This window comes from Clostridium sp. CAG:265 (assembly GCF_000436575.1).
Taxonomy (GTDB): domain Bacteria; phylum Bacillota; class Clostridia; order Clostridiales; family Clostridiaceae; genus Clostridium; species Clostridium lentum.
The window spans coordinates 14,444-39,730 of record NZ_FR886618.1; the positions used below are offsets into that span (position 1 = coordinate 14,444).

Genomic DNA, 25,287 nt, shown 5'->3' on the forward strand with positions numbered 1-25,287 from the left:
CCTACAATTTATTTTTATAATATTCTCTAAAATATCACTTTTATTAATTGGTTTTAATTTCTTTTTATGTTAATATATTCTTAGTATTTTAAAAAGGAGATTACTAGATGAACTGGAAAAAACTAATAAATATTCATGATTTAAAAGAATTTTTTATAAAAATAAAGTGGATTTTATCCCATGCTAAACCTGTAATACCATTTTTAATCTTTACTACTGTAATAAGTTCAGCTTCCTCTTTAATCAGCGTTTATAATACGTTAATTTCCAAATCATTAATAGATAATGCTATAGGCGGTAACACCTCGCAAGTGATAAAGTATCTTATTATCATGATCAGTATTACTTTAGGTATGATGTTATTAAATCCTATAACATCTTTATTAAGCACCCATGCTTCTACAAAGCTTAATCAAAATATTCAAAATAAAATGTTTGAACATATTGAATATAGTAGCTGGCTTGAACAAAGTAAATTTCATAGTGTAAGTTTATTGACAAGAATAACTTCTGATGTAGCAACTATAAGTTCTACTTTGCTTAGTACCATTCCTAACATTATTTCAATTTTAGTAACACTATTAGCTTCTTTTTCTACGCTTATTTATTTAGCTCCCTCCATTGCTATAATTGCAATATTTATTGGACCATTTCTTGTGTTAGTAAGCAGATATTTTAGCAAAAAGTTAAAAGCTCTTTATAAGAAAGCTCAAGAAGAAGATGTTAAATATAGAGCCTTCATTCAAGAATCTGTACAAAATATAATGATTGTAAAGACTTTTTGTATGGAAAAAATAAATATGGATAGATTAATACAAATTCAAAATAATAAATATAATATAGCCATGAAAAATACTAAACTTTCAGCTATGACTGGATTAGCCATGTCACTATGTTCAAACTTAGCTTACTTTACAATCTTTTGCTGGGGTGCTTTAAATATTTCTACTGGAGTAACTACTTATGGTACCTTTACAGCCATGCTACAGCTATATGGAAAGGTACAATCTCCATTTTCTTCATTGGCATCTATGTTTCCTGGATTAATATCAACTATTGCCGCTGCCGAAAGATTAATGGAACTTGAAGAAATACCACTGGAAAAATCATCAGAAAAAGAAGTTATTGATTTTATTAATCCAGAAATAACCTTTGAAGATGTATCTTTTGAATATAAAAAAGGTACTAAAATTATTAATGATATTAATTTAACTATTCCTTATGGTGAAACCATTGCTTTTGTAGGTCCATCTGGTGAAGGGAAAACCACTTTAATTAGACTGATACTTGCGCTAATAAATCCAAGCAGTGGTAAAGTTTATTTAAAAGAAAATAATAAAAAGGATTCCTTTAATAGAGATTACAGAAATTTAATTTCTTATGTTCCACAAGGAAATACTTTATTTTCTGGTACTATTGAAGACAACTTAAGATATGGTAACTTTGAAGCTACAGAAGAAGAAATATATGAAGCTTTAAAAAACGCCTGCGCTTTAGATTTCGTTAATGAATTAGAAAATGGCATTGAAACAGTAATTGGTGAAAAAGCTACTGGCATTTCCGAGGGACAAGCTCAACGCTTAGCCATAGCTCGCTCATTCTTAAGAAAGAAACCAATATTAATCTTAGATGAAGCAACTTCTGCTCTTGATCCTGAAACAGAAGTAAGTGTTTTAAAATCAGTTAAATCACTGCCCCATAAACCAACTTGCATCATCATAACTCATAGACCTTCAGCCCTTAATATTTGTCATCGTATAATACGACTGGAAAAAGGTCATTTAAAACAAGTAAGTAAGGAAAGTATCTTAGAAGTTGCCACTGAACTAGTATAACATTTTATAAAAAAACACCTAACAACATAATAAACATGCTGTTAGGTGTTTTTTATATTTATTCAAATTCACTTCTGATTTTCTTAAGTTCATTTAATAACTCATAAAAATTATTAATATAATCAATATATTCTTCATGAGTTAAAATTTCATAATCATCACTGGCATATCTTCTACTAAAATAAAAATCTTTTAAATCTCTACAAAGACTCTTATACTTTTTTAATTCTGGATAACCTTGCAAATATAATACTTCTAATAGTTTAACAAGATTATGTTCTTTTGATATCACTCCGTACTTCTTCTGAATAATAGCTTTTAAATTTTTTTCAATACATTGCTGACAATGAACTAGCACTCCATCTTCTAATCCTTCATTATCTTTCGTTGAATCTATAAATTTTTCATCAATATCTGCAAAATAAAACATATCTCTCTTAACCATAATTCCACTTCCTTATATCTATTAAATCTTTTATTATATCTCCTTCAAAGCTTATTTCCTTACTTAATTCAATATATCTATTTTTATTATATAATTTAATATCTACACTTCTACTTAAATTTAGGTTATCTATATCATCTTCTAATTCATGTCTTAATTTTCTTAATTCACTAACACTTTTATTATCATCAATTAATATTAATATATCAATATCACTACTATTTTTATATTTTCCCTTTGCTATAGAACCAAATAATAATATATCTGCATTTTTTAATCTATAAATACATATATCTCTAATCTTAATAATCTCATTTCTTATGTTTTTATCAAGAGAGTACTCAACATCATTTTTTATATTACAACCATAAAACATGATTTAATCACATCCTAAATAATATCATTTTATAATATTATATCCTAAAATTTATTTTTATTATATATATATATTGTTAAAATCAATAAGTTTAAAATTGAATCTATACTTTTCTATTTAAAATAAAAAATAAGCTTAAGGTCATATTTATCCTTAAGCTTATTTTTTACTAAATTACATTTTTAATATTATGAGCCACTTACTGTTGAATCATTTGAACCATGATTTTTTGGATGCCATCTATTATGCTTATTACACCATACCCAATCTGGGTGCTGAGTAGGTTTTTTATTTGGATCTGTGTAGTCTTCATTGCCTAATCCAATAACTTCTGTACCTACCCAATTACAATAATCTACATACTCTATATCATTTGTTAAGTTTACTGATAAATCTCTTAATTCAGGTTTTACAAATTCTTTTTTCATTTTCCATTCTCCTTTTAAGTTAATATTTATTTATTTTAAGACTATAATAAGTCATAGATACTAACTAGCAAATTTGGCAACTACGGCATATCCATGTCTATTGCCTCCACCTGTAACAAAATAATCTCCACATCTGATCCAAGCATGAGCTAACATTTGATTATTATTGTCTTTCTTTACTCCTAAATAAAGAGTTGTAGATACTCCCTGTTTCTTTAACATTTTTTGAGCCGTTAATGCTTGTACTAAACATTTACTTTCCCATGGTGTATGATAAGATACTATTCCTACTATCCTTGCTATTCTTACAGCTTTTTTATAGCATTCATCATCTACTTCCTGTGGTGACTCCAACTTAATCTTACCCATACGCTTTCTCAATTTATTAAATGGTACAAATAATATAAAAGATCTAAAGTAACCCATATATATAAATGCTTTTATAAAAGCTAATTTATCCTGATTTTTTATTTTGAAAAATGTTTTTATTTTTTTAAAGAACTTTAATAAGCTCTGCATCTTTTAATCTTCCTAAAAACTCCATTACAGTATTTTCACAAGTTTCTTCATCTACTTGATATTCATTAGTTAAAGTTTCTATTATATTTACTATAGAAGTATTTCCCTCAATAAGTTCCCATATTCTACTTCCTACTTCATTCATCATAAAGTATTGACCTTTATCTAGGTTCATCATTACTTTTTCACCATCAAGATCCGTATCATCTATTTCTTCATTTTTTGAAACAACAGAATCAAGATTAACTCCATAATCCTTTTTTACTTCTCCAACTTTTCCTGAAAACTTTTTAAAATCTAACATATGATTCACTCCTTCTTAATTTATACTTTGTAATGTTTTAATTTTTTCTTCCAATAATTCTATCTGCTTATCTACTGTAAATTGACCTTCTGGTCTTATAATCTTATAAAATTTTATGCTCTTGGCAATTTGTAGTAAAGTCTTGAAAGCAATTGGTGATATTCCCCCCATTGCTTGTACAAATTCTGCTCTATATCTATTGGTTATAAGTTTATTTAGTTTTTCACTACCTTTTATTTCTTCAATTTGAACCTGAGCAGTATCACTTACTGACAATTCACATAAAGCAAAAAGCCTAGTATCCTCATATATAAAATCATCATGAGCATCCACTAAATATTTAATTTCAGTATCACTCATAAATGAAAAATATTTTTCTTTATCATATTCTAATTTATCCATAGCGCTACTGCATAGCTTTTGATAAGGAAACCCATGCTTCACCATTGGAATATTATTTTTCATTTCTAAAGCAGCTACATCATCAGAAATAAATTGATATCCTTTTAATCTTAAAGCAGTGGTAAGTGTTGATTTTCCAGCCCCTCTATCACCTGTTAAAATTATAGCTTTATTATCAACAACAATAGTTCCTCCGTGAATGGCTATAATATCCCTTTGTATCATTATAAAACCTAAACAGCTACACATTAAAAACACTCTTAAAATGTACGGGTCTGCCTTTTCACAAGGTTCAAATTCAATGAACTCCCCATTAGTCACTCTATAAGTAGCCACTTCATCAATATGAAACCACACTTCTTCTTTAGAAAAAAAAGCTTTTTTATTATCTTCTATACTTTTTTTTATATTGGCTGGCATTTTACTATATATCATATTAACTTTATTATCAGTATTAATATTTTCAATTGGTACAAACTCATCTATTTTTATTTCTGATTCAATATCTAAGCCATATACTTCATAATAAAACTTACTTTTTCCTGAATTCATACTTTCTCTCCATTTTAAATATAATTTTTAATTTTTTCATAATATATGAATAAACAAGGTAGAAATTAATCTACCTTGTTTATTCATATATAATTTCTTTTTAAAATTAAGATATTATACATGACTTAGTATTTTCATCATATTTAGGACAAATTGGTAAATGATTTGTGCTAAAATCATAACGTGCTAAAGATTCTGTATTAAATATATATTCACTATTCTTTAAACAACAAGGACAATGCCATCCATATAATGGTTCCATTGAACGTGGTGAACTTATAGTTGGTTCTATTACTTTAGTTCTTCTTACATCTAATTCTTTTAATTCTGGATTCATCCATTTTTTTATCATTTTTACCTCCAATATGTTTATAATTTAATTAAGGTTTATTATATATTTCAAATAAAATGTATAACCTTATATTATATTTTACCATATTTTCCTATTTTTTTATAATTAATCGTATTACAAATTTCTATTTTTTTCGCAATTAACTATATTTCTTTATTAATATTTAATATCTCACTTCTTCCGATAGAATAGTAATCTATATTATATTCTTCTACTAAATCAATATCATAACAATTACGACCATCAAAAATTATTGGTGTTTTCATTAAATTTTCATAAAGTTTTAAATCCAAATTTTTAATTTCTTTCCATTCTGTAAATATGAACACTACTTCTGCATTTTTTAATGCTTCCTCTGGACAATTTACATATTCAATTCCTGATTTAAATATTTTTTTAAAATTTTCTTCACCTATAGGGTCATAAGCGACTATTTTTGCTCCTTCCTCTAATAACCTATTAATATTAGGAATAGATGGAGCTTCTCTTAAATCATCTGTTTCAGGTTTAAAAGTTAATCCAAGTACTGCTACTTTCATTCCTTTTAAAGTTCCAAATCGTTTTTTTGCTTTTCTAAACATCTTATACTTTTGATTTTCATTAACTTCTATTGTAGCTTTAATAGTTTTTATTTCGTATCCACTATCATTAGCTAACCAATGTAAAGCTTTTGTATCTTTAGGAAAACATGATCCTCCATAACCAAGACCAGCTTTTAAAAACTTGTCCCCAATTCTTTTATCATAACTCATACCTTTAGCTACATCTTCTATATTAGCTCCAACAATCTCACAAACATTTGCCATTTCATTTATAAAACTTATTTTTAACGCTAAAAAATCATTAGAAGCATACTTAATCATTTCAGCACTTCTTCTATTAGTAACTACTATAGGTTGTTTAAATGCTTCATAAGCGTATCTTAATTTTTCTTCTGCCTTTTTACTTTCAACTCCAATAACTATCCTTGATGCGTGCAAAGTATCTACAACTGCAGTTCCTTGTGATAAAAACTCTGGATTTGAAGCCACTTCAATATTCACATTATTTATTACATTTTCTCTTAAATATGCTTCTACTCTATCATTAGTTCCAATTGGAACAGTTGACTTAACCACTACTAAGCAATCATTTTCAATATTTTCAGCAATTTCTTTGCAGACAGTAAAAACATAATCAAGATTAGCTGAACCATCTTCTCTTTCAGGAGTTCCTACCCCTATAAATACTATCTCTGCATTTTTATAAGCATTTTTATAATCTGTTGTAAAATTTAATCTTCCTTCATCATGATTTTTCTTTAATAATTCATCTAATCCAGGCTCATATATAGGAGAAATTCCTTCCTTCATCATTGTAATCTTGTTTTCATCTATATCTACACAAGTTACATTATGTCCTATTTCCGATAAACAAGCTCCTGTAACTAATCCTACATAACCTGTTCCTGCTACAACTATTCTCATAATTAACTCCTTCCCTTTAACACCACATTAATTATAAATATATTTTAAAGTTCTAACCATCTTACAACCTTATTTCTACTTTTTGCATTACTAATGGTTGAGGTTAAAAATTTCTTTTTACTTTCCTTGTCATATTCTTTAGTAGTAATTCCTACAAATATATGATGTATCCATGCAATTGGAAGCAATATTTTATATTTCTTTGCATATCCATATCTATCAGATAATTTATTTACTGGAGGTAATATTATTTGTATATATCTTTTAACCATACTAAAGGTATTATCTTTATCTATATCGTACCCCACTTGAGCTCTAAAGGTATAAGATAAATCTCTTTGCCCATAAACTCCTCCTGTGAATATATCATCTACAACTAAATTTATAACATCATCATCATTATTATTATCTTTAAGCTCTTTTGGTATCTCCATATTAAATAAATAATTACATACTTTAAACATGCCTATAGAAAATCTTAATAATCCACTTCTTTCTGCTTTTAATAAAAAATTATTCCAATTAATATTCTTTCCCTCATGTTCAACTAATAAAACTAAATCTGCTAATTGTCTAACACCAAAGCCTGATATAGCCATATGAGATGCCATATGTGCACAAAAATGTAAAGCCTGGTCCTCAAGTGATAATGCTAATGTATCAATTCTCCCAACTTTAATCTTCCTAGCATCATTCCAAATATATTCTTGAAAGCATTTTTGCCCATTTCTAAATGTTTCATTTGCTAATGTCCAATGAACTTCTAAATTAAATCCATGTTTTAAAAATGCAATATGATGCCCTGCATCCTCTTCTTCTCTAAAACCTTCATTTAAAAGAAGTTTTCTCACCTTTGGCAGATCTTCCTTATGAATAATTATATCTGAATCACACATTGTCCTTAAATCTGGTTTTGGGTAATAATACCTAATAACTAGTCCTTTCAAAACTATTACTGATATATTATTTTCATTAAATAATTTTAATATTTCCTCTGTATCTTTAATATGCTTACTTTGCTGAATTGCAGATATAAGTGTAATTTTTTTTAATTTATTTATAATTTTATTATCTATATTATCTCCACTATTTTTTAGTGCTGGATATAAAAGTCCATCTATACTATGAGCATTACATTCTTCAATGATTTTATCCCAATCAATATTGTTAGAATAATTTAATTTTGGTTTACTATCATGTATAGATGCATTTAATAAATCAATTATCTGTTCTTGATACTTTTCCATCCTTATCCTCCACGGTGATAAAATTAAGCTTTTTGTTTATTTCAAAATAAAAGGATACTCCCCTTTTTTGAAGTGTATCCAAATAAAACTCTCTATGTATATTAAAATTACTCTTAATAACATCTTCTGCATCTTAGTGTACTATATTTATATTATCATATTTCCACTTAATTATTATCATCAACCGTTCATCAAATTCCACCATTTTTCCCTTTTATATACAATCAAATTTTTTTACTTAAGTAAACTTTTTAATTTTTCTTCAAGTTCTTCTGCTGTGATTTTATTAGACATTTCTTCACCATTAATATATACAGTAGGTACTGCATGAATATCTAACTTTTCTTTTTCTTTTCTTATCCTCTTCAAATCACTAATATTATTTTTATTATCATCTTCTTTTAAATTTAATAGTTTAATAACATCTTCATCATTTTCATAAGCTATCCATTGACTTTGTTTTTCATATATTTCTGATAACTTTTCAAAATCATTTATTTGTTCATCATTCATTTTTTTATAAATTAAATCATCAAATTGAAATCTTTCTATATCAATTTGCTTTTCTATATATTTTACATCACCATTATCTATATATTTTTTTAAAACATCATGTAATTTTAAGTGTAACTCAGAACAATCTGGACATTGAAAGCTTGTATAGTTTTTTATTACTATAGGCGCTGACTCAACTCCGTATACTAATCCTACTTCTTTATCTTTACTACAACTTATATTTAAAACTGTAATAAAAAAAACAATAGCAATACTAAATATATATTTTAAGTGTTTTTTCATATACTTCTCCTAATTAACATAATATTTATTATATAAAAAGGAATATACTATTACTAATATATTCCTTTTTAGGTTATGCGCTAAATAAATTTACACTTAACTCATACACCTGTCATGTACTTTATCATACTTAAGGCAATTTGGTAAATGATTTGTTTTAAAATCATTTTGTGCTTCACCTTCTTGATTAAATATATATCCACTTTCCTTTTGGCAACATGGACATTTCCAACCTATAAATGGTTCTAAATCCATAGTTACTAATTCTGGTGAACCACTCCTATACATAATTATTGCTTCTACTGCTTTTGTTTCCTCTAAATTTAATTTCTTTACTTGTGGCGTTTTCCATTTAGCTTTCATAAAAAATACCTCCATATAATTTTATTATTAAAATTTTAATTCCAATATCATTATACCATTTTTTACCAATTAGAACTCAATTTAATACTAACTTTCGTTATAAAAATTAACTATTTTTTTTACATATTATTTATAATATCTTCATACTATTTTGCTCTTTTTGTCAAAGTAAGTACATTAATTTCTGGTGTGTTAAACAATCTAAATTGTAATAACTTATATGGTGCATTAGCACCAAGGCCAGCTGTTACATATTGATTTGTATTTCCCCATGTAATTAAACCTTTTACTTCTTTTTGATCTGGGAAAAAATATACTGGTGCAAAAACATCTGGAATAAATAATGCTCCATAGAAAGGTATTCTAATTTGTCCTGCATGATAATGCCCTGCTAAAACAAGATTGTAATCTGGTATATTTTGATCTGTTGCATAATGATTTTCATGTCTTGGATAATGAGTAACTACAACTTTAACTGAATTATCATTATCCTTATCTACACCTGTTTCATTATAAAAAGTTGTTCCATTAATAAATCTAGATACCCATAAGGTACTTTCGCCTCTTGTAATAGCATAAGGCTTATCTAAAACCTTGCATCCCTTTTCAATTAATAGTTGTCCATCACTAGTTATTTCTCCAATATTCTCATTAACAGCTTCCAATCCTGTATCACCTTTTACATAAAAAATATTCTCCTTATTTTCTAAACCATCTAATATATCAAAGAAAGGCTTATTATCTTCAGTATGCTTGTCCATCATATCTCCACAAATAGCAATCATATCATAATCTATGGCATTCATTTTTTTAAGTAATCTCTTTTGATTCTTTCCAAAAGTTTTACCATGTAAATCTGCTATTTGAAGTATCTTAAATCCTTCAAACTCTTCTGGTAAATCTACCACTTCAACTTCTTGCTCTACAACTTTTATTCTGTTATTATCAAAAATATTGTAAATTACAATTATCAATATTACTGATAATATAGTTATTGATAACCATTTAAAAAACTTCCCTATAATTCTTACCATTTTTCCCTCCCATTTATTACAAATTACCCCTCCCATATTTTATCATATTTTTAATTTATTGTATTATTTTTATAAAATAAAAGTTGATCTCTATATCATCATTAGAAATCAACTTAATATTAAAGTTATATATGCTCTATTCCATAACAGCATTATTCTCTTTATTTATAATACTCTTTTCTCTTTTCTTTCCCAACATAAAAGGTAAATATTTATTTATAATTTTTATTAATGGATATTCCAGCAATAATATTATAAAAATAATCATTATATCATTTAAATATTTTATTAAAGAACTTTTTAATATTGCTTCTAAAATCAGTTGGTGTGTTGCCATAATAACTAATGTGTTTTGACCTAAAAATTCTAGTACTTTACTACCATTAATTTTTTTAGCAATGGCTATTATTAAAAGTGATCCTATAATTGAGTTAAATACATATAGAGGTAAATTATTAAACTGCACTCCCCATAAATCAACATATCCATTTAATATAGAAAATATTATACTTATAACTATTAAAATTAAAATTTGATATATTTTAAAATTAATTTTACTTATTACCTTATATAGATAATATCCAATATTAATAAAAAATAAAGCTACCATACTACGTACTAATACAATAGTTAACTTTCCAATTACATTAGTATAATTTCCCTTACTAACAAAGATAAATATGGCAATGATAAAAACTATACTTATATAAAATAAAGCTTTATATTTATTTTTACTTATATTATTTTTTTCAAATAAAAATAGAGTCTCTGATATAAATAGTGCTGGTAAAAACCATAACGCCCCTATTCCAAATAAAGTTATAGTATTAAAAATGTTCCCTTTAAATACTTCATATGATAAATCCTTTATTAAATAAAATCCTACTATATTAATTATACTAAATAATATATACGGCACCATCAGCAATTTAAATTTTTTTAAAATCATACTTTTTGTATCTTTATTTTTATTAAGCTTTAATAAAAAACCTGATATTATAAAAAATAATGGCATATGAAATGAATAAATCCAAGTAGTGGCTATATTATTTCCAGAATAAACATGTCCAAATATTACAAATAATATTGCTATTCCTTTTGAGTAATCAATATAATTAATTTTTTCTTTCATAAATCCTCCAAAATTACTAAAAATTAAATATATATTATTTTATAAAAAATAGACATTTCTATTTTTAAAATTCTCTAGTTGTGTCTTTATCTAGTAGCAACTCTTTCATTAACATTATTTCTATTTACTATTACTTGGAAAGCTTTAGTTAATAATATAGGAATAACTATACTTACAATAAAACATGCTAAAACAAGAATTGTTGAATTTATATTTTTACTAGCAATATATGATAAGATAATAAAAATTAATGGTTCATGTAATAAATAAATATTAAATGAATACTTATTTAAAAATTTCATACATTTATCAATATTACTTTGTAGCTTTCTACTTTTTAATTTATTATTTAATAAATACACTGCCAAAAATGTTTCTGTTATACCTATTAAAGCTATAATTACATTAATTAATGAAAATACTCTACTTAAAATTATGTTATCTATTGTTATTTTACTTACTAAAATTAATGCTAATGAAATTATTATTAATATTGGTATTAAAATAATAATTATTAATGTTTTTGTAGAAACCATTTTTGAATATATTTTATCTTTACTTCTAAAACATTCATAACCTAAATAAAAAAATATACTATATTGAATTGTTCTATTGATTAAAAATAAACTAGTAAAAAATCCTGAACAAACATACATTAAAGTAAAAACAGCAATATTTACTATAACTGAATATTTTTTATTTAATATAAATTTTTCATATAAATAAAATAATATAAAAATATCAAAAAGCATTAATAAGTACCATAAGTGCCCAGTATTTAATCCTATAAGAAAATCTCTTATGCTATTAAGTAATGTTCCTTTTTCTATATTTCCTATAAGATACTTAATTGGAATTGAGTAAAATAAACCTACTGTTAAAAATGGCACTATTAATCTTTTAAATTTATTACTTACTAACCTTTTTAAACTTTTATACTTTTCTTTATTTTTTCTACAATAATAGTAAATAGAGCCTGAAACAAATACTAGCATAGGAACATGAAAAGTATATACATATGATGCTATTAATCCATATATAGGTGCATTTACTGATGATTTATATACCCATCCCCCTGTATATATGGAAGTACAATGACCTATAACCACTAAAAGTATTCCTATAACTTTTAAATAATCTAAATCCTTTAAAATATTCTCTTTACCCTGCATTAACTACTCCCCTTTTATTATTTATTTTACTAATTCTAAATGATATTACATAAAAAACATTTCAATAACTCTCAGTTCTTGAAAACTTTTAATAATTTTCACTATACTCCCCCAATCTCAATTTAAAATAATTATTTTTCTTTATTCGCTACAATCTAATTCTACCATTTAATGTATTTTTTTCAATTTAATAAATATAAAAAACTGCTGATATTTAAATCAGCAGTATAAAAAATTCATACGATTATTTTATATTAAAGTGTTATAGTATCTATTGATGCTATTTTTCTTAAAAAATATAATGTAACATCTCCATTAACTTCACTTCCACTTTCATGACTTGGTTTTGAAGCTCCTAATGTTCCATCATTTAAAGCAATATATAAATTATCTTCAGTATAAATATAACTTAATACATATACATATTTATTAGCAGTAAAAGAAATATCACTATCACAATATTTAAAAGATCCTATAACTTTTAAATATCCATCACTAGTGCAAATTGTTTTTCTTGAAGAATTTTGAGCTATTACTTCTCCTGCCTTATATACGCCTCCCCCATTAGGGTAATTTCTATAATTATATGGTGCTAATGATGTAAATGTAGCACCTCTTGCTGAAAATGCTGGTACATTGCTTAAAACTTGTGATGAATCAAAACTCCAATTACTATTAAAATATCCAATATTACAATAACTCATAGTATTTCCTTCAATTATTAAATCTATTTTTCTATCTGAGCATGACTTACTAATAAAATGGCCAGCTATTCCACCCTTATTATTAATAAATTTAATTTTTAAATAGGAATTTCGCTTATCTTCTTCAGAAAAATAATTAGGATATGAAAAATAACTAAATGAACTTATTAAACCATTATCAGTTCTTTCATTTCCATCTATAATTATATCTCCTACTGGATGTTTTATTGCCATAGCATCAGTTGTATTAGGAAACTTATTATTCCTAATTATTGCATTATTATAGCTTAAACCTAATCTGTTTGATCCTAACCCTTTTGAAAAATCATTATTTTCAAAAACTAAATTTTTAGCATTAACATAATAAAAATTCCACATATAAGGATATACTCCAGCAGCACTTAAACCATAAAAAGTTCTTATAATAGTATTATTTTTTATAGTTATATTTTCACTTACTTTATCATTTCCATTAAATGCAAATCCATTGCATCCTTTAACATAATTATTACAAATTTCAAGATTTTTAAAGCACTTTCTTGCTTCAAAATCAATCCATCCAAGTCCTCTAAACTTCCCTGCCAAATTAATATTAGTTTCATATTGAATGCAAGTATTATTGTTGAATTTTACATTTTTAATACACTCTCCATTCCCACCTAAGTCAATGGCAAAGCACCATCTTCCCCAATTCGTAAATTTATTGTCATGAACATTTATATCATGAGAATTTTCCATTGGATTTATAATTAATATTCCATCTCCACCACAATCATTAACCGCCCTAGCTGTACCTCCATTTTTAAATTCGCAATTATATATTTCAACATTTGATATTTCATGAATCGTTCCGTCTTCTACTACTGGTGATTTTCCACCTGCATCTATAGTTAGATTTCCACTTTTCCATGCTATTCCATGATTTTCAACTGAATTATTATTATCCATAGTTAAACCGTTATTATCAAATATAATTCCATGTATTTTTAAATTTCTAATAACTCTAAATAAATTTAATAATGCAAAATCAGCTGAACCTACTGTATTCCAATCATTATCCTTAATCCTTAAAGTTGAATTTTCTCCTACTAATTCAACTCCATCTATATTTGCCATAATAGGCCTTTGACACCCACTACTTCTACCACACATATATGGAGCATATGGATTTACTAAAGTACTATATACATTTGGAATATTTGCCTTACTTCTTTGAGGCATTAAATATACTTTATCTTTTTTAAAAGTTATTTTTCCTTTTTTCATATGAGCAAATAGATGAATAAGCTGCTCGCTATTATCAAAATTATCATCTCCAATAGCACCATATTGCTCTACATAAATATTTTCTTTATATAAAATGCAAGCTACTAAACTATTATTTAAAGTGTGATTTCCATATTCATCTACCGGTGTATCCATTAACATTAAATCAGTTCCCAATCTATTATATTTATATCCAACTTTCCTGCAATCTATTGGAAGCCAGGTATTTAAATAATAATTATAATCTTTTATTATATATATAGCTTGTCCATTATCATCTTCTTTGTAATATCCTTTTGTAATAACTAAATCATCTAATTGTAAATCTGCTTTTTTCATTTCTTCAACATTTACGAATTCCCTTATTTCACTAGTAGGAGTATACTCTTGTAAAATAAACTGATTAATTAGCTCTTCACTTAAATCACTTAAATCTTTATAAGACAAATTACTTATATTGCTATTTATTTTATTTAATATATTCAATCTTTCAGTTATTAAATCATTCATTAATATCACCTCTTTTATCATAGAGATAATTTAATTTTAGATATTATAACTTTTGAATCTTCCCAATTTGCTTGATTAAGCATAAATGTTACTTTTAAAGTTCTTTTCCAAGTTGCAAATAACTCAATTTCTTTATTAAAACTATTTATTATTCTATAATTTCTGCTACAAATATATCCATTAGTACATCCTCTTTCTATATTACCCTCAACATTTAATATATACTTTGTTCTTACACCTTCAACATAGTTTCCATCTACTTCTTTATAATATAAATATATATTTGCATATCTATTTTTACCTTCAATAATTAAATTTCCATTATTAATTGAGTACACTGCACCATTTTCACTAATCCAACTTAATTTATTAATATCTCCTAATAGTCCTAAATTCTCGTCTTCTTCATTACAATCTGAATCATTACAATTTGTTTTAAAATTTATTATATTGTTCTGTTCATCTATTATTTTTTGTTGATCTATGATTTTACTTTCTAAATCTTTTATTTTATTATTTTTCTCTTCTAACTCTTTTTGTAACTCTTCATATTTTTCTTTTATACTATTTGTGTTTTTATTAAGCTCACTTACTATTTCAATAATATTTAGCATAAGCTTTCCTCCTCATATGAATATATTACTAGTATATTCAATGAACACATATAAGTTGTATAATATTAACATAACAAATAACATATTTATTGAAATTTAGCTAACTCAGCTAACTTAAGCATATAAACATCACCACATAGTTTACTTCCTTCACTATGACTTAATTTATTACCTAATGTTCCATCATTACATGCAATATAAAGATATGAATCATTATATATATATTGTCCTTTTTTTACAGATAAATTTGAAATAAACTTTACGTCTGATTCTGCAAGTTTAAAAGCCCCTTGCATTGGTACATAACCTGTTTTAGTACACATTAAAATCTTATCACTATCATTTATGATAATATCACCTTCATTATATTTACCGCCTCCCTTAGGAATATTTCTATAATTATAGGAAGTACTATTTGTAAATCTTGCTCCTCTACAACTAAATGAATCTATATTTTCACTTACCTGCTTTGGATTAAAAGTAAAATCATTATCATCCCAGGCTTCAAAATTCATATAATTCATTTTATTATTATCTATTGTAATATCTATATAACTATACTTTCCTGGATTATCTTCATCAAATATCTTACCTTTTATACCACCATTATTATTTATAAATTTAAAATTACAATATATCCTTTCTTCTTTTGAAATATATGTTGGAATATCTAATGATTCAATTGATATTATGCATCCCTTGTTCTCCATACTATTTTTTTCAACTATAATATCTCCATATAATCCATAAATTTGTATAGATTCTCTTAATTTATTATTCTTTATAGTTATATTGTTAGAAGTATATCCAAATCTATTAGTTCCTTTACATATATCATTTTCTTCAAATATTAAATCTTTAATTTGTACTCCATAAAAATTAAACATATATGGATATGCACTTTTATAATTTCTATCTGGCCTAATTATAGTATTACCTAATATAATTACATTTTCTGTTACTTCACCTGCTCCATTAATTGCAAAGCCATTTAATCCATTTACATAATTATTTTTTATTTCTAGATTTGAAAAGCATTTTTTTGATTCAAAATCAACCCAACCTAAGCCTCTATACTTTTCTGAAGTATTACTATTTTTATCATCTTGTATACATATATTATTATTAAATTTTAATTCATCTATTCTCTCTCCATTTCCTCCTAAATCTATAGCAAAAGCCCATCTTCCCCAATTAATAAACTTATTATCATGAATATTTATGTTATAAGATAAAGCTGGTGGTTCTATAATTAAAATTCCATCTCCACCACAATCATTAACATCAGCACTTGTACCTCCATTTCTAAATTCACAATTAGTAATTTCAATATTTGAAAATTCAAATTCTACATCCTTATAAGGTAATTCATCTTCACCAGTTCTATTTCCACTTTTGTAAAATATCCCATGGTTACTTAATGTATGAGTTTCATCCATAGTTAAACCATTATTATCAAATATAATTCCATCTATTTTTAAGTTTCTAATAACTCCCATAAGATTAAGTAATCCCATATCAGTTACGCTACTACTATTACACCAATCATTCTCCTTAATTTTTAATATTGAATTATTTCCTATTATATTAACTCCATCTATATTAGCCATAATAGGTTTTGACATTGAAGCTCCTCGTCCTGTCATATATGCTCTGTATGGATTATCTAATCCATTTTCACTATAAATATCATCTATATTTTCTATATTTCTTTGTCCTATAAGATATACTGCATCTTTTTTAAATTCTATAGCACCTTTTTTCATATGGGCAAATAAATGAATAAATACTTCTGAATTATCAAAGTTTCCATCTCCTATAGCTCCATATTGTTCTGCTTTAATGTTTTCTTTATCATAAAGACATGCAACTAATCCATTTTCTAAGGTATGATTGCCATGTTCATCAACTGGTGTATCCATTAAAAGCTTATCTGTTCCCAACCTATTAAATTTATAGCTTACCTTTCTACAATCTACAGGTAACCAAGTATTTAAATAATAATTATAATCTTCTATTATATATACCGCTCCACCGCCATCACCTTTAGAATAATACCCTTCAGTTTTAACTATATCTCTCACTTTTAAATCTGAACTTTTCATCTCAAAGATATTATTAAAAACATAATTGTTCTCTTTAGACTCTATTTCATTTATCTTTATTTTTTTTGTAAAAATATTAAAAGTAAATAAAAATATAATAATTAATTCAATGCAACATAAAGAAACATATATATTTTTTTTATTCTTTTTCATACCTACTCCTATATTATTTCCGAATTACTATAATAAAACAAAAGTGATAATAGACCATAATCATATATATCCCATTATCACTTATAACTTTTGTATTTATATTAATTATTTATATAGTATTTTTTCAAACTTATGATATTTCTCACTCTTATTTAAAAATTTATTTATAATTTAACTGCTTTACTTTATCTATTCAATAAAAGCTCTTTTTATCTTATTCTAAATCTTTTTATAAAACTATACATTATACTAGCTAACTTTCTTTTTATTCTAAAAAATATTTTTGCAAAATTTTTATCAATTCTATTAATATCGGTTTTATAGAACCATCTTAATTTTTTGTCAATCTCACTTATATCATAATTTACCCTAAATTCATCCTGAATATATTTCCACCTAAAATTACCAATAAATATTCTATTCTTTAAATCTTTAACTATATTAACAAATTCCTTATCAGTATAATTGAAACCATATTTTCTTGGATCTTCTTTCTCTGCTAATATACCAAATAAAGTTCTATAACATTTTTCACACTTACAACAATTACTTCCACCTGTTGATTCCCAGCAAACTCTTAATGGAATCTCTACATTATTCTCTCTTGAATATTGGCAAATATATTTAATTTTATCTTGTCTAGATGCTTCATATCCATCATGCTTTACTTTTGCTCCACAAAACCTTACATTATCATCAATGGTAGGATCAGATGCACAGGTAACTTTCCCCTTTTCCTGAATAGTAAAAGATGCTGCAATATAAACTTTACTAATATTATTTTTATAAATATACGGTGCTACATGTCCTATTAGTCCTATTCCATGTTGAAATCCATGCCACCATCCATCATTTGCTCTACTATATACAGCTTGTCCTAATCTTCCTTCATTAATGAACATTCTAAAACTAGATTTTATCCAAGTATGGTCAATATCATATAACTTAGCTGTTGCTTTAGTGTGCTCTATAACCTTACTCCAACCCTCAGTATCATTTAATTTAATATCCGAACCCCATATAGTTGCTATGCATGGCTTTTCCTTTATATGAGATAATAAAGTATAAAATGCATCTACTCCGCCACTAAATAAAGCTAATGATTTTTTATTATCTTCTACTTTATAACTAACAATATTATTTACTGTTAACTTTCCCAAAAAATCAATTTTAGGATACATATCTATATATCCCTTTTTAAAATTTGAAATACTATTATAGAAATCTTCATCAACTTCATCTATTATAATTTCTCCATCAAAAATCCAGGCAATTGGTAATACATTGCATAAGAATGGAATAACAGCTATTCCATAGGGTATTTCCTCAATTTCTTGGTCATATTCAATTATAAATTTTTCTTTATTATTAAAATATTGTTTCCACTCTCCATCAACTTCAAAGTTATATTCTATTATATTTTTTTCTTTTTCAATACAGTTTACAACTACTCTATTCCTCATAGTAACTCCTTATTTTTTATATTTATGCTATCTTTAACTTTTTCTTAAATAATTTAAGTAAAAAATTTCTTTCTTCTCTACTTAAAACAATAAACATATTTATAATTAATCCTAATATTGCAGTTATTCCAGCTGCTATAATAAGCATAATCCAGGAATTCACTGTTACAAACTGTTTGATTGTAGTCCCTACTAATACAAGGACAATTACACTAGTAACTGAAGATAATACCTCTGGAAAGAAAGTGTTCCATTTTAAACCAATATACTTAGCGGTAAAAGGTACTGTATATATCATATTACGTGCTAAATTAACGAAAGAACTTACTCCTGCTATTGCAAATACTCCTAAGTTAGTAGTCTTCATTAATATAAAAACAATAATGGTACTAATTAATCCTGATAGTAATACTAATAGAGAATTTATTTTTAATTTGTTTACAACAGTAAAAATAGTATATAAACACTGAGTTCCACTAGTAAATATAAGCCCAAAACACGTAAGTACTGATAATATTTGGAGAACTTTTGCATCTTGTGATGGTACCCATAAGCTATAGAATTCACTTCCATAAATTATTAATATAGCAAGAGGGATAGTTAATAAAACTCCTGTTAATTTCATTCCTTTTTTTAAATTTTTCTTTAATGAATCTTTATCATTATGAGCATAATCTATGGTAAGTGTAGGAACAAATATACTTGTTAGACTTCCTGATAGCCCAGTAATTATATTAGGAACTGTCTTAGCTAATGAAAGTGCACCCATAGAAGTTGCTCCAACAAATAAATTGGCGATTAATAAATCTAATCCACTTAAAAGAATTTGTCCTGTTTGATTAATCGTATTCCATATTCCTGAAAAAATTAACTCTTTTACATAAATCCAATTAAAATACTTTCTCTTTATTATAAGCTGTGGCAATAACTTCTTATGATAATACCAATTATATACAGCGATATAAATAGTACATACTAAACTTGCTATAGCTATATAATATACTTTAGGTGAAAATATTATAAATAATCCTAAAATACAAACTACTTTTAATATATTTGATTGTAAAGATTTAATTGATTGTAAGTAAAGATTATTAGTAGCAAATGTAGCTGTAGCCCAATTTGGCAATATCATACCAATAAAATAATTAATGAATATTATGGAAAATAATATTTTAACATCAAATATGAGGTTGCTAGGTATATTTATTAAATATTCTAATTTTATAACACTTACTACTGCAGGTACTGCCAAAACAGAAGCAGTTATTAAGTTACCACCAAATACAGCATTATAATATTTATTAGCCTTTTCATAATCACTTTGATGAATTGCAATGGTTATAAATCTACCAGACATTGAATTTAATGCTATTGTAACTAAACTAGCATATGTAATAAAATTATTTGCTAAAGAAATAAATCCATTAGCTTCAACCCCTAAATTTTTAACTATATATGGAGATAAATAAAAACCTATTATTAAATTAATTCCAAAGGCAATTATACTGCTAAGTAAATTTATAATTAGTTTTTTATTTTCAGATAAATTATCTTCCATCCCTTAATACCTCATTTCTTTTCAAATTAATAAATAGCATATATACTTATTTATTAATTATGCATTTTATTATTTTTCTTATATAATCATAAAAACATCCTAAATAATATGATCTATTATATAATCTAATTCTTACTTGACCATTTTTGTTGTAACTTCCTATGTGTTCATTTATATATTGATTCTTAATTATATTAATATTTTTCTTTTTATACATTCTATATAAACTTTTATTATATGCATTATGTTTATTAAAATTGATAACCACATAAATAAATAAATTTAAGTATATACACATTTCTAATTCATCTAAAAAAATATTATATAACTTATTCTCTTCTAAAACTTCATGAATAAAATCTATAGATTTACATATATCTAAAGATTTATTATTTAGCTGTTTTGTAGCACTGTCTACCCTTTGATAATAATTATATAGCTCTTCACCTAGAACACTAACTTTAGGGTGTTTAGAGTATATCTCTACTAAAGCTGCTAAGTCTTCTGAATAACTAACTTCCTTAGGAAATTTCACTTTATTTTCTATTATAAAACTTTTTCTTATAAATTTATCCCATAAAAAAGGTGATGATTTTCCAATTAATAAATTCTTAAGTAAATCCTTATCATTATATATCTCTATATTAAAGCTTCTTACTATTTTTCTTCCAAAATCATCAACTATATACGAATTATATACTACTATATCTGCTTGATCTTGCTCAATTTCATTATATAATCTCTCTATTGCATTTAACTCTAACCAATCATCTCCATCTACAAACAATACATACTTACCATTACATTTATCTAATCCTGCTTTTCTTGCTTCTATTGCACCTTTATTAACTTGATTAATAATTTTTATTCTTTTATCCTTTAATGCCCATTCGTTAATTATACTTAAAGTTTTATCAGTTGATCCATCATTTACAATCAATATTTCTATCTCTTTAAATGTTTGATTTATTACAGACTTTATACACTTTTCGATATATTGCTCAATATTATAAGCAATAATTATAACACTAACCTCTTCCATATCCTTCAGTTCCTTTAAAATAACTACTATAATTCAAAAATATAATCTTTTTAATAAAAAGCACTTTATTTTATTACTTCTTTTATTTTTTCAGTTAATTTATCAAAATAAATATCTTTAAATTTAATATCATTAAATTCTTTTAAATTAATTAATTCATTGATTAACGGCTCAATATATTTAAAATCCAATTTATCTACAAGTTTTATATAGTTTAAATCTTTAATCCATACATATGTTCCTGTAACCTTATGATCTAATGATTTAGTTACAATACATGGGGTTTTTGTTATTGCACAAAATACCATTCCGTGCAATCTATCTGTAATAACAATCTTTGATTTTGAAAATTTATCAAACATTTTATTTAATTCTTTTTCTCTTTCTTCCTTTGTAACAGTTTTATTTATTACTGTATCAAATTCAACTACTTGTCCATGATTTCTTTTTAAATCAGTAATTAACTTTTCTTTATTACTTCCTAATACACTTTCCTTATCATTTCTAAGGCAAGTCATAATATATTCTCTCTTAAACTTATTGTCATGTATTGTGTTATTTAAATATAATACTGTGTCTGGATTTAAAATAACATTTTTATCTTTAAAGTTTTCTTTCATTATCTTATAAGATGTCTTTTCTCTAGAAATTAATATTAAATTCTTATTTTTATTATATATTTGTTGTGTTTTTAAAAACTCTTTTTTTCCATCTGCATCAAGAGTAAAACTTATAGTTTGAGGCATAGAAATTATCTTATTATTTGGAAAATTTTTAATTACAAATCTTCTATCACGTTCTTCATCAATCCATAAATTCCCCATATTTCCTCCACCTATTAAAACTATTAAATCATCAGGATTAACTACTTTTTTTATCGCTTTCATATATTTATAAATATCACGTCTATAAACTTCTATTATTTCATAATTACTAAAATTATCTCTTAAATACTTATTAGTTGCATATACAATAGCTTGATCCCCCATATTTCCATGCAATGGAGTTAAAATATGAATAATCTTTTTCTTATCCTTGTATTTTTTAAATATATTATAATATCTAAAACCTATACTATACATAATTTTATTTATTTGATCTTCATTTAATCTTCTAATTAATAACTCTTTTATCTTTCTCATAGCTTCTCCATTAAATATAATCAATATTATTAACTCTGTATTTGTTCCTTATATTATTTATAAGTTGATATAAAATTGGATTAATTGCAAATAAACTCCATAATAATTTTGCCTTTAAATTATAATTAGGATTACTAAGCAAATATTTCAAAATACCTTTAAACTGCTTTTTCATATACCTTAACATATCATTATTATTCAATTCATACTTTGTTCTAAAATAATAATCAAAAAAATAATAAAGATAATTATTCTGTGTTTTATACTCTAATTCCTTTAAATGAATCTCTCTAAAGAAATCCATTCTTTCCTTCATTGCATCTAAAACATCCAATTTGTTAACATTAAAACTTGATCCCATTATACTTCCATTTCTCTGTAAGTAATAATATAACTTATCATAGCAATAAACAGATTTATTACATTTATAAAGTAACTTATGAATAATAAATTCATCTTCATGATATTTTCCATAATCGTATCTTATTTTCTCAAATAAATTCTTCTTATACAATTTATTCCATGCTACAATGAATTGTATATTTTCACTACTATATAACTTTTCTAAAGATTCAATATTATTATTAACACTTATTTTTTCACTAATTATGTCTTGCTCTTCATCTACATCATCATTTTCATAAACATATTCAAAATTACATATGGAAATTTCAGCATTATATTTAATAGCATTTTTATATAAAATTTTATACATATTCTTATTAATATAATCATCTGAATCAACAAATGCTATATAATTTCCCTTTGAATATTCTATTCCAACATTTCTTGCAGAGGATAATCCACCATTTTCTTTATGAATAACTTTTATTCTTTCATCCTTTATAGCATATTCATCTATTATTTCTCCGCTGTTGTCTGTAGAACCATCATCTACTAATATTAATTCAAAATCAGTAAAACTTTGATTTAATATAGAATCAATACATCTTTTTAAATATTTTTCAACATTATAAACTGGAACTATTATACTAATTTCCGGATTCATTCCCCTTTATCCTCTCTATAATTTCTTAAATTTAGGAACTATTCTTTCCTCATACTCACTTATTGGTGGTAACCAATTAAATATTTTTGCTTTTTTAATTTTTCTATTAAATTCCCTTAACCATTTAAGATTATATTTAAAATTATTGTTTATTAGTTCTTCTTTTTGTGGAATATCATTATACACATCTTCTAAAAGTTTTTTCCATTTACTGCACACATTGTATATATCAAATTTTTCTCTAACAAATTTTTCTCCATATAAACCCATATCTTCATTTAATTTATCATCTTTTAATAAAGTAACTATTGCATCTTTTAACTGCTTTTCATTTTTTACTAATATTCCTGATTTACCATCTTCAACTGTATCTAATAAACCATTTTTCTTGCAACTTACCACCGGAACCTTCATAGCTTCAAATTCTATTGCACTTATACAAAAAGTTTCACCAAATCCTGAAGGATTAGCAATTCCAACCTTTGTTTCATTTATAGCATTTATTTTTTCTTCTCCATTTAATACCCCTAAGAACTTAACGCTATTCATTACTTTTCCATTGTCATCTAAAAGATATGGCATAAATCTTTTTTCATATTTTTCATCTGCAATTCCAAAATTTCCTGTAGATGCATTTTCATCATATAACTTAGAACCACCCATAACATGAAGTTCTGCATCTGGTACTTCTTTAACAACTTCTTTCCATACCTTTGCTAATATATGAAATCCCTTTGTAACTCTTAATCCGCCCATGAATGTAACAATATTTCTCTTTTTAATATCTCTACTTTTATAAGGAGAAAAATCTAAGCAATTATATATATATGCTGATTTTTCAAAAACCTTATGATCTCTTAATCTATCATATTGTTCTTTTCCAACACATAAATTTCTTTTTAAATATTTGCATCCACTGGCATATTTTGAACCTATGATACTTTCATAATTATGAGACCACATTATAGATTTAACTTTTAACTCATCAATTAAATTAAATAATTTAATATCATGATATGGCCCTTTGAATATAAAAATATCACCATTAATTTCTTTACATATCTTTACTGCCTCTATTTCATCTATACATCTAATAGATATAATTTCTTTAGGTAAAGTATCAATATGAGATGCCAATACTACTACATCAACTTCAGGATATATTTTTTTTAAATAAAAACTAATTGTCCAAAACATAAACTCTGTTCCACCAATACCAGGATTGCCTAGTAAGGGATTAGAAAAAATTTTTTTTTCTAATCCATGAGTATTTAAATAAAAACAAACCTTCAT

24 protein-coding genes are annotated in these 25,287 nt (G+C 25.1%); 1 reads left to right on the plus strand and 23 read right to left on the minus strand.

What is annotated here, in order from left to right; translation table 11 throughout:
• The first annotated feature begins 107 nt into the window (after positions 1-107).
• Positions 108-1,835, plus strand: a complete 1,728-nt coding sequence (locus Q5O29_RS06635) for an ABC transporter ATP-binding protein (protein ID WP_022212181.1) — start codon at positions 108-110, stop codon at positions 1,833-1,835.
• 58 nt (positions 1,836-1,893) lie between these two features.
• Here Q5O29_RS06635 and Q5O29_RS06640 read toward each other — a convergent pair whose 3' ends face one another.
• From Q5O29_RS06640 to Q5O29_RS06750, 23 genes are all read right to left on the minus strand, one after another.
• The gene (locus Q5O29_RS06640) at positions 1,894-2,280 is read right to left on the minus strand and encodes a HEPN domain-containing protein (protein ID WP_022212182.1); all 387 of its coding nucleotides are present in this window, start codon (positions 2,278-2,280) and stop codon (positions 1,894-1,896) included.
• The gene (locus Q5O29_RS06645) at positions 2,273-2,656 is read right to left on the minus strand and encodes a nucleotidyltransferase domain-containing protein (protein WP_022212183.1); all 384 of its coding nucleotides are present in this window, start codon (positions 2,654-2,656) and stop codon (positions 2,273-2,275) included. The genes Q5O29_RS06640 and Q5O29_RS06645 overlap by 8 nt, the downstream gene beginning before the upstream one ends.
• A 188-nt stretch (positions 2,657-2,844) precedes the next feature.
• A complete protein-coding gene (locus Q5O29_RS06650) occupies positions 2,845-3,084 on the minus strand; it encodes a hypothetical protein (protein WP_022212184.1) in 240 nt (79 codons plus the stop codon).
• Positions 3,085-3,144: 60 nt separating this feature from the next.
• The gene (locus Q5O29_RS06655) at positions 3,145-3,603 is read right to left on the minus strand and encodes a lasso peptide biosynthesis B2 protein (RefSeq protein WP_022212185.1); all 459 of its coding nucleotides are present in this window, start codon (positions 3,601-3,603) and stop codon (positions 3,145-3,147) included.
• Positions 3,578-3,907, minus strand: coding sequence for a lasso peptide biosynthesis PqqD family chaperone (locus tag Q5O29_RS06660; RefSeq protein ID WP_022212186.1), 330 nt, complete (start codon positions 3,905-3,907; stop codon positions 3,578-3,580). The genes Q5O29_RS06655 and Q5O29_RS06660 overlap by 26 nt, the downstream gene beginning before the upstream one ends.
• 15 nt (positions 3,908-3,922) lie before the next feature.
• On the minus strand, positions 3,923-4,861 hold the full coding sequence (locus Q5O29_RS06665; protein WP_022212187.1) for a hypothetical protein: 939 nt from the start codon (positions 4,859-4,861) through the stop codon (positions 3,923-3,925).
• Between the two features lie 106 nt (positions 4,862-4,967).
• Entirely contained in the window at positions 4,968-5,213 is a 246-nt protein-coding gene (locus Q5O29_RS06670; RefSeq protein WP_022212188.1) for a hypothetical protein, read from the minus strand.
• Positions 5,214-5,356: 143 nt separating this feature from the next.
• Entirely contained in the window at positions 5,357-6,679 is a 1,323-nt protein-coding gene (locus Q5O29_RS06675; RefSeq protein WP_022212189.1) for a UDP-glucose/GDP-mannose dehydrogenase family protein, read from the minus strand.
• Positions 6,680-6,723: 44 nt separating this feature from the next.
• On the minus strand, positions 6,724-7,926 hold the full coding sequence (locus tag Q5O29_RS06680; RefSeq protein ID WP_022212190.1) for a nucleotidyltransferase family protein: 1,203 nt from the start codon (positions 7,924-7,926) through the stop codon (positions 6,724-6,726).
• Positions 7,927-8,160: 234 nt separating this feature from the next.
• Positions 8,161-8,724 carry a thioredoxin domain-containing protein gene (locus tag Q5O29_RS06685; protein ID WP_022212191.1) on the minus strand — a complete coding sequence of 188 codons (564 nt, stop codon included), beginning with the start codon at positions 8,722-8,724 and terminating at the stop codon, positions 8,161-8,163.
• Between the two features lie 96 nt (positions 8,725-8,820).
• Positions 8,821-9,087: a hypothetical protein gene (locus tag Q5O29_RS06690; RefSeq protein ID WP_022212192.1), complete on the minus strand. Its 267-nt coding sequence runs from the start codon at positions 9,085-9,087 to the stop codon at positions 8,821-8,823.
• Positions 9,088-9,233: 146 nt separating this feature from the next.
• The gene (locus tag Q5O29_RS06695) at positions 9,234-10,121 is read right to left on the minus strand and encodes a metallophosphoesterase (protein ID WP_022212193.1); all 888 of its coding nucleotides are present in this window, start codon (positions 10,119-10,121) and stop codon (positions 9,234-9,236) included.
• Between the two features lie 136 nt (positions 10,122-10,257).
• Positions 10,258-11,253 (minus strand): acyltransferase family protein, encoded by a 996-nt coding sequence (locus tag Q5O29_RS06700; RefSeq protein WP_022212194.1) that lies wholly within the window; start codon positions 11,251-11,253, stop codon positions 10,258-10,260.
• 86 nt (positions 11,254-11,339) lie between these two features.
• The gene (locus Q5O29_RS06705) at positions 11,340-12,425 is read right to left on the minus strand and encodes an acyltransferase (RefSeq protein ID WP_022212195.1); all 1,086 of its coding nucleotides are present in this window, start codon (positions 12,423-12,425) and stop codon (positions 11,340-11,342) included.
• 254 nt (positions 12,426-12,679) lie between these two features.
• Positions 12,680-14,905 carry a hypothetical protein gene (locus Q5O29_RS06710; protein ID WP_022212196.1) on the minus strand — a complete coding sequence of 742 codons (2,226 nt, stop codon included), beginning with the start codon at positions 14,903-14,905 and terminating at the stop codon, positions 12,680-12,682.
• Between the two features lie 17 nt (positions 14,906-14,922).
• Complete coding sequence (locus Q5O29_RS06715) at positions 14,923-15,519, minus strand: hypothetical protein (RefSeq protein ID WP_022212197.1); 597 nt, start codon at positions 15,517-15,519, stop codon at positions 14,923-14,925.
• 86 nt (positions 15,520-15,605) lie between these two features.
• Complete coding sequence (locus Q5O29_RS06720; RefSeq protein ID WP_022212198.1) at positions 15,606-17,777, minus strand: hypothetical protein; 2,172 nt, start codon at positions 17,775-17,777, stop codon at positions 15,606-15,608.
• 209 nt (positions 17,778-17,986) lie between these two features.
• Positions 17,987-19,240, minus strand: a complete 1,254-nt coding sequence (locus Q5O29_RS06725) for a hypothetical protein (protein WP_022212199.1) — start codon at positions 19,238-19,240, stop codon at positions 17,987-17,989.
• Positions 19,241-19,262: 22 nt separating this feature from the next.
• Positions 19,263-20,801, minus strand: a complete 1,539-nt coding sequence (locus Q5O29_RS06730) for an oligosaccharide flippase family protein (protein WP_022212200.1) — start codon at positions 20,799-20,801, stop codon at positions 19,263-19,265.
• Positions 20,802-20,847: 46 nt separating this feature from the next.
• On the minus strand, positions 20,848-21,843 hold the full coding sequence (locus Q5O29_RS06735; RefSeq protein ID WP_022212201.1) for a glycosyltransferase family 2 protein: 996 nt from the start codon (positions 21,841-21,843) through the stop codon (positions 20,848-20,850).
• Between the two features lie 65 nt (positions 21,844-21,908).
• On the minus strand, positions 21,909-22,985 hold the full coding sequence (locus tag Q5O29_RS06740; RefSeq protein ID WP_022212202.1) for a polysaccharide pyruvyl transferase family protein: 1,077 nt from the start codon (positions 22,983-22,985) through the stop codon (positions 21,909-21,911).
• A gap of 10 nt (positions 22,986-22,995) precedes the next feature.
• The gene (locus tag Q5O29_RS06745) at positions 22,996-23,994 is read right to left on the minus strand and encodes a glycosyltransferase (RefSeq protein ID WP_022212203.1); all 999 of its coding nucleotides are present in this window, start codon (positions 23,992-23,994) and stop codon (positions 22,996-22,998) included.
• 15 nt (positions 23,995-24,009) lie between these two features.
• Positions 24,010-25,287 (minus strand): glycosyltransferase family 4 protein, encoded by a 1,278-nt coding sequence (locus Q5O29_RS06750; RefSeq protein ID WP_022212204.1) that lies wholly within the window; start codon positions 25,285-25,287, stop codon positions 24,010-24,012.

Coding starts and splice junctions, on each gene's coding strand:
- Q5O29_RS06635 (WP_022212181.1), top strand. CDS start 108: ATGAACTGGAAAAAACTAATAAATATTCATGATTTAAAAGAATTTTTT.
- Q5O29_RS06640 (WP_022212182.1), bottom strand. CDS start 2,280: ATGGTTAAGAGAGATATGTTTTATTTTGCAGATATTGATGAAAAATTT.
- Q5O29_RS06645 (WP_022212183.1), bottom strand. CDS start 2,656: ATGTTTTATGGTTGTAATATAAAAAATGATGTTGAGTACTCTCTTGAT.
- Q5O29_RS06650 (WP_022212184.1), bottom strand. CDS start 3,084: ATGAAAAAAGAATTTGTAAAACCTGAATTAAGAGATTTATCAGTAAAC.
- Q5O29_RS06655 (WP_022212185.1), bottom strand. CDS start 3,603: ATGCAGAGCTTATTAAAGTTCTTTAAAAAAATAAAAACATTTTTCAAA.
- Q5O29_RS06660 (WP_022212186.1), bottom strand. CDS start 3,907: ATGTTAGATTTTAAAAAGTTTTCAGGAAAAGTTGGAGAAGTAAAAAAG.
- Q5O29_RS06665 (WP_022212187.1), bottom strand. CDS start 4,861: ATGAATTCAGGAAAAAGTAAGTTTTATTATGAAGTATATGGCTTAGAT.
- Q5O29_RS06670 (WP_022212188.1), bottom strand. CDS start 5,213: ATGATAAAAAAATGGATGAATCCAGAATTAAAAGAATTAGATGTAAGA.
- Q5O29_RS06675 (WP_022212189.1), bottom strand. CDS start 6,679: ATGAGAATAGTTGTAGCAGGAACAGGTTATGTAGGATTAGTTACAGGA.
- Q5O29_RS06680 (WP_022212190.1), bottom strand. CDS start 7,926: ATGGAAAAGTATCAAGAACAGATAATTGATTTATTAAATGCATCTATA.
- Q5O29_RS06685 (WP_022212191.1), bottom strand. CDS start 8,724: ATGAAAAAACACTTAAAATATATATTTAGTATTGCTATTGTTTTTTTT.
- Q5O29_RS06690 (WP_022212192.1), bottom strand. CDS start 9,087: ATGAAAGCTAAATGGAAAACGCCACAAGTAAAGAAATTAAATTTAGAG.
- Q5O29_RS06695 (WP_022212193.1), bottom strand. CDS start 10,121: ATGGTAAGAATTATAGGGAAGTTTTTTAAATGGTTATCAATAACTATA.
- Q5O29_RS06700 (WP_022212194.1), bottom strand. CDS start 11,253: ATGAAAGAAAAAATTAATTATATTGATTACTCAAAAGGAATAGCAATA.
- Q5O29_RS06705 (WP_022212195.1), bottom strand. CDS start 12,425: ATGCAGGGTAAAGAGAATATTTTAAAGGATTTAGATTATTTAAAAGTT.
- Q5O29_RS06710 (WP_022212196.1), bottom strand. CDS start 14,905: ATGAATGATTTAATAACTGAAAGATTGAATATATTAAATAAAATAAAT.
- Q5O29_RS06715 (WP_022212197.1), bottom strand. CDS start 15,519: ATGCTAAATATTATTGAAATAGTAAGTGAGCTTAATAAAAACACAAAT.
- Q5O29_RS06720 (WP_022212198.1), bottom strand. CDS start 17,777: ATGAAAAAGAATAAAAAAAATATATATGTTTCTTTATGTTGCATTGAA.
- Q5O29_RS06725 (WP_022212199.1), bottom strand. CDS start 19,240: ATGAGGAATAGAGTAGTTGTAAACTGTATTGAAAAAGAAAAAAATATA.
- Q5O29_RS06730 (WP_022212200.1), bottom strand. CDS start 20,801: ATGGAAGATAATTTATCTGAAAATAAAAAACTAATTATAAATTTACTT.
- Q5O29_RS06735 (WP_022212201.1), bottom strand. CDS start 21,843: ATGGAAGAGGTTAGTGTTATAATTATTGCTTATAATATTGAGCAATAT.
- Q5O29_RS06740 (WP_022212202.1), bottom strand. CDS start 22,985: ATGAGAAAGATAAAAGAGTTATTAATTAGAAGATTAAATGAAGATCAA.
- Q5O29_RS06745 (WP_022212203.1), bottom strand. CDS start 23,994: ATGAATCCGGAAATTAGTATAATAGTTCCAGTTTATAATGTTGAAAAA.
- Q5O29_RS06750 (WP_022212204.1), bottom strand. CDS start 25,287: ATGAAGGTTTGTTTTTATTTAAATACTCATGGATTAGAAAAAAAAATT.